Consider the following 6,215-nt stretch of genomic DNA (forward strand, 5'->3'; position numbering starts at 1 on the left):
TTTTTAGGATTATAAATAGTGTAAAAACAATGAAATAACAATTAACTTGTTTGTTTTTTAAACTTAAAATTCAGAAATATTTATGCATAACAATAAATAGATCATTTAATCTATCTTAAATTAGCTAGAACTATTCCAATATAGAGAGTTCATATTCAATGCGAGAAATAAGATGCTGTTTAACCAAACCATGAATACGCTGTTTAGAATAGCAACGACTCAATTCAATATGCCCCACTTGAGCACTTTGATCAAAAATAATATTTTCAATACACTGATCATGATGCGAAGCTTGAATTAAATTATCTCGATAGCAGCGATCAGTACCCAAAGAATCGCTCAATGAAAAGAAATTTAAACTTTTCACCACATTCTGTGGAATATGACGCGGATTATAATGCCATTGTTTGGGTAATAAACGACCTTTTCCTCCCGCAGCAATCGTGATTAAAAGATCAACAGGAAGTTGTAATTGTTCAAATGCTTGAGCAACTTTAACTGCTTGAAATCCCCCCTGACTGTATCCGAATAAAACTAATTTTTGAGCAGAATTTTGAGTTGAATGAATTTGCTTTGCGAGCATTTCAGCAGAGGACAAATGTCCATATAAATGTATATCTGAATACCCTAGTTTTTTTAAATAGCATAACCAATGCCGTTGCATATGCTCACGTGCCATAAATCCATGAAACAAAACGATCTTCAAATTTTGTTTAGACATTTTCTTTAAATCAACCAGATCAATAAAACATAACTTAATATATTTATTGGTCATTCACTATGCCTTAAATGACAGCTGGAACCTAGCAAAATGATAATCAGCAATTGATGCCATATCCATGATAAAAATCATGACAGAATATTTTAATTATTGGATCTTTTTATTTTCTGCATAAAAAAAGCCCCCTGGCGTTTGGCCTGGGGGCTTTAGTATTTAAAAGCTGGCGATGACTTACTCTCACATGGCTAACGCCACACTACCATCAGCGCGAAGAGGTTTCACTTCTGAGTTCGGGAAGGGATCAGGTGGTTCACTCTTGCTATTGTCGCCAGCAAACTGTTTATGGACATTTTCGGGTCTTATTTTGACTGTGGATTGTATTTCACAGTGTGTGCCGTACTTTGTACCAAATGAGTTTAACGGATTGGACTATTGAGTCGGTATTGTAACTAGTTCATTAACTAAATCAAGTTTGAATTGATCATTTGTATGAATTTATCTTGATACAACAACTGTTTGGGTGTTGTATAGTCAAGCCTCACGAGCAATTAGTATTGGTCAGCTTCACATATCACTATGCTTCCACATCCAACCTATCAACGTCCTAGTCTTGAACGGCTCTTTAGAGGAATAAATTCCTAGGGAAATCTTATCTTGAGGTAGGCTTCCCGCTTAGATGCTTTCAGCGGTTATCCCTTCCGAACATAGCTACCCGGCGATGCGACTGGCGTCACAACCGGTACACCAGAGGTTCGTCCACTCTGGTCCTCTCGTACTAGGAGCAGATCCTCTCAAATTTCCAGCGCCCACGGTAGATAGGGACCGAACTGTCTCACGACGTTCTAAACCCAGCTCGCGTACCTCTTTAAATGGCGAACAGCCATACCCTTGGGACCTGCTTCAGCCCCAGGATGAGATGAGCCGACATCGAGGTGCCAAACACCGCCGTCGATATGAACTCTTGGGCGGTATCAGCCTGTTATCCCCAGAGTACCTTTTATCCGTTGAGCGATGGCCCTTCCATACAGAACCACCGGATCACTAAGACCTACTTTCGTACCTGCTCGACTTGTGGGTCTCGCAGTTAAGCGCGCTTTTGCCTTTATACTCTACGCGTGATTTCCGACCACGCTGAGCGCACCTTCGTACTCCTCCGTTACTCTTTAGGAGGAGACCGCCCCAGTCAAACTACCCACCAGACATGGTCCTCGCCCCGGATTACGGGGCAGAGTTAGAACCTCAACATTACCAGGGTGGTATTTCAAGGATGGCTCCAATGGAACTGGCGTCCCATCTTCATAGCCTCCCACCTATCCTACACAAGTAAGGTCAAAGTTCAATGTCAAGCTGCAGTAAAGGTTCACGGGGTCTTTCCGTCTAGCCGCGGGTACACCGCATCTTCACGGCGAATTCGATTTCACTGAGCCTCTGCTGGAGACAGCGCCGCCATCATTATGCCATTCGTGCAGGTCGGAACTTACCCGACAAGGAATTTCGCTACCTTAGGACCGTTATAGTTACGGCCGCCGTTTACTGGGGCTTCGATCAAGAGCTTCGCTTACGCTAACCCCATCAATTAACCTTCCAGCACCGGGCAGGCATCACACCCTATACGTCCACTTTCGTGTTTGCAGAGTGCTATGTTTTTAATAAACAGTTGCAGCGGCCTGGTTTCTGCGGCTGTCAATCGCTCAGGGAGCAAGTCCCATCACCATCAACAGCGTACCTTCTCCCGAAGTTACGGTACCATTTTGCCTAGTTCCTTCAGCAGAGTTCTCTCAAGCGCCTTGGTCTACTCGACCTGACCACCTGTGTCGGTTTCGGGTACGATTCCTGTGTAACTGTAGCTTAGAGACTTTTCTTGGAAGTATGGTATCAGCCACTTCGCTAGTAAACTAGCTTGCTATCGACTCTCAGCATAGAGCACCCCGGATTTGCCTAAGATGCATGCCTACTGTCTTCCACCTGGACAACCAACGCCAGGCTGACCTAACCTTCTCCGTCCTCTCATCGCATTACACAGAAGTATTGGAATATTAACCAATTTCCCATCGACTACGCCTTTCGGCCTCGCCTTAGGGGTCGACTCACCCAGCCCCGATTAACGTTGGACTGGAACCCTTGGTCTTTCGGCGAACGGGTTTTTCACCCGTTTTGTCGTTACTCACGTCAGCATTCGCACTTCTGATACCTCCAGCAGACTTCTCAATCCACCTTCATCGGCTTACAGAACGCTCCCCTACCACGTAACTTAAAGTTACATCCGCAGCTTCGGCACATAGTTTTAGCCCCGTTACATCTTCCGCGCAGGCCGACTCGACTAGTGAGCTATTACGCTTTCTTTAAAGGGTGGCTGCTTCTAAGCCAACCTCCTAGCTGTCTATGCCTTCCCACATCGTTTCCCACTTAACTATGATTTTGGGGCCTTAGCTGGCGGTCTGGATTGTTTTCCTCTTGACTACGGACGTTAGCACCCGCAGTCTGTCTCCCGGATAGTACTCATAGGTATTCGGAGTTTGCATCGGTTTGGTAAGTCGGGATGACCCCCTAGCCGAAACAGTGCTCTACCCCCTATGGTATTCGTCCGAGGCGCTACCTAAATAGCTTTCGGGGAGAACCAGCTATCACCAGGCTTGATTAGCCTTTCACCCCTATCCACAAGTCATCCCCTGGCTTTTCAACGACAGTGGGTTCGGTCCTCCAGTTAGTGTTACCCAACCTTCAACCTGCTCATGGATAGATCGCCTGGTTTCGGGTCTATACCCAGCAACTATACGCCCTATTAAGACTCGGTTTCCCTACGGCTCCCCTATGCGGTTAACCTTGCTACTGAATATAAGTCGCTGACCCATTATACAAAAGGTACGCAGTCACCGAACAAGTCGGCTCCCACTGCTTGTATGCATGCGGTTTCAGGATCTATTTCACTCCCCTCACAGGGGTTCTTTTCGCCTTTCCCTCACGGTACTGGTTCACTATCGGTCAGTCAGGAGTATTTAGCCTTGGAGGATGGTCCCCCCATATTCAGACAAGGTTTCACGTGCCTCGCCCTACTCGTCATCATTGTGTGTGCCCTTTCGTGTACGGGAATATCACCCTCTACGTTCGCACTTCCCAGAGCGTTCCACTAGAACACACACAACTTAATGGGCTGTTCCCCTTTCGCTCGCCGCTACTAAGGGAATCTCAATTGATTTCTTTTCCTAAGGGTACTGAGATGTTTCACTTCCCCTCGTTCGCCTTGCATGACTATGTATTCATCATGCAATACCTATCTTATGATAAGTGGGTTTCCCCATTCAGACATCTCCGGATCAAAGGATATTTGCCGCCTCCCCGGAGCTTTTCGCAGGCTATCACGTCTTTCTTCGCCTCTGACTGCCAAGGCATCCACCACATGCACTTAATTACTTGACTATACAACCCCAAACAGTCGTTAACCCTTACAAGTCAGGTTAAGACAGAACTAAGTTACCTTAGCTCCACAGCTTGTTGTTTCGTGAACTTAATCACCGTACAGCTTCAATCTAAATTCATATACCAAAACGCTTGATTCAGTTAATTTGCTAGTTCTCATTCACATTCAAATTGCTTTGTTTGTGTTTGAGTGAACAATTTATTTCAGACTCAATATTTTCCAATCTGTTAATGAATTAATGTGTCTTCGTCAGATCACACTAAACTGTGATAAATCACAGAACTTAATAAAACAAGATCTCATGATCTTCTTTTTACTAAGTTCTATAATCTACACCTTAGCCGTACTCTTTAAAGTACGTGGTGGAGACTAGGAGAGTCGAACTCCTGACCTCCTGCGTGCAAAGCAGGCGCTCTACCAACTAAGCTAAGTCCCCAGCTTATATCATTTATGTATCTTTCAGTCGTAGACTTGGTGGGTCTGACAAGACTTGAACTTGTGACCCCACGCTTATCAAGCGTGTGCTCTAACCAACTGAGCTACAGACCCTCAGATACATCTTAGAAGAACAACTTGTTGTGGATTCTTACCAATCAATCAATCTTTCGTTAAGGAGGTGATCCAGCCGCAGGTTCCCCTACGGCTACCTTGTTACGACTTCACCCCAGTCATCGGCCACACCGTGGTAACCGCCCTCTTTGCAGTTAGGCTAGCTACTTCTGGTGCAACAAACTCCCATGGTGTGACGGGCGGTGTGTACAAGGCCCGGGAACGTATTCACCGCGGCATTCTGATCCGCGATTACTAGCGATTCCGACTTCATGGAGTCGAGTTGCAGACTCCAATCCGGACTACGATCGGCTTTTTGAGATTAGCATCCTATCGCTAGGTAGCAACCCTTTGTACCGACCATTGTAGCACGTGTGTAGCCCTGGCCGTAAGGGCCATGATGACTTGACGTCGTCCCCGCCTTCCTCCAGTTTGTCACTGGCAGTATCCTTAAAGTTCCCATCCGAAATGCTGGCAAGTAAGGAAAAGGGTTGCGCTCGTTGCGGGACTTAACCCAACATCTCACGACACGAGCTGACGACAGCCATGCAGCACCTGTATGTAGATTCCCGAAGGCACCAATCCATCTCTGGAAAGTTTCTACTATGTCAAGGCCAGGTAAGGTTCTTCGCGTTGCATCGAATTAAACCACATGCTCCACCGCTTGTGCGGGCCCCCGTCAATTCATTTGAGTTTTAGTCTTGCGACCGTACTCCCCAGGCGGTCTACTTATCGCGTTAGCTGCGCCACTAAAGCCTCAAAGGCCCCAACGGCTAGTAGACATCGTTTACGGCATGGACTACCAGGGTATCTAATCCTGTTTGCTCCCCATGCTTTCGCACCTCAGCGTCAGTGTTAGGCCAGATGGCTGCCTTCGCCATCGGTATTCCTCCAGATCTCTACGCATTTCACCGCTACACCTGGAATTCTACCATCCTCTCCCACACTCTAGCCAAACAGTATCGAATGCAATTCCCAAGTTAAGCTCGGGGATTTCACATTTGACTTAATTGGCCGCCTACGCGCGCTTTACGCCCAGTAAATCCGATTAACGCTTGCACCCTCTGTATTACCGCGGCTGCTGGCACAGAGTTAGCCGGTGCTTATTCTGCGAGTAACGTCCACTTATCCTGGGTATTAACCAGGTAAGCCTCCTCCTCGCTTAAAGTGCTTTACAACCATAAGGCCTTCTTCACACACGCGGCATGGCTGGATCAGGGTTCCCCCCATTGTCCAATATTCCCCACTGCTGCCTCCCGTAGGAGTCTGGGCCGTGTCTCAGTCCCAGTGTGGCGGATCATCCTCTCAGACCCGCTACAGATCGTCGCCTTGGTAGGCCTTTACCCCACCAACTAGCTAATCCGACTTAGGCTCATCTATTAGCGCAAGGTCATAAAGATCCCCTGCTTTCTCCCGTAGGACGTATGCGGTATTAGCATCCCTTTCGAGATGTTGTCCCCCACTAATAGGCAGATTCCTAAGTATTACTCACCCGTCCGCCGCTAAGGTTAGTACCGAAGTACTTTC

The 6,215-nt window shown here is 46.8% G+C and carries 1 protein-coding gene, 2 tRNA genes and 3 rRNA genes; all 6 read right to left on the reverse strand.

Annotated features, from left to right (window positions below):
• Positions 1–130: 130 nt before the first annotated feature.
• On the reverse strand, positions 131–775 hold the full coding sequence (locus F952_RS01970) for an alpha/beta hydrolase family protein (protein ID WP_004920801.1): 645 nt from the start codon (positions 773–775) through the stop codon (positions 131–133).
• Between the two features lie 164 nt (positions 776–939).
• A 5S ribosomal RNA gene (rrf, locus tag F952_RS01975) occupies positions 940–1,054 on the reverse strand.
• Positions 1,055–1,248: 194 nt separating this feature from the next.
• Positions 1,249–4,138: ribosomal RNA gene (locus F952_RS01980) — 23S ribosomal RNA — on the reverse strand.
• 361 nt (positions 4,139–4,499) lie between these two features.
• A tRNA-Ala gene (locus tag F952_RS01985) sits at positions 4,500–4,575 on the reverse strand.
• A 36-nt stretch (positions 4,576–4,611) separates the two neighbouring features.
• A tRNA-Ile gene (locus F952_RS01990) sits at positions 4,612–4,688 on the reverse strand.
• Positions 4,689–4,748: 60 nt separating this feature from the next.
• Positions 4,749–6,215: ribosomal RNA gene (locus F952_RS01995) — 16S ribosomal RNA — on the reverse strand; the annotation flags it as partial.

It is taken from the genome of Acinetobacter baylyi DSM 14961 = CIP 107474 (assembly GCF_000368685.1).
Classification (GTDB): Bacteria; Pseudomonadota; Gammaproteobacteria; order Pseudomonadales; family Moraxellaceae; genus Acinetobacter; species Acinetobacter baylyi.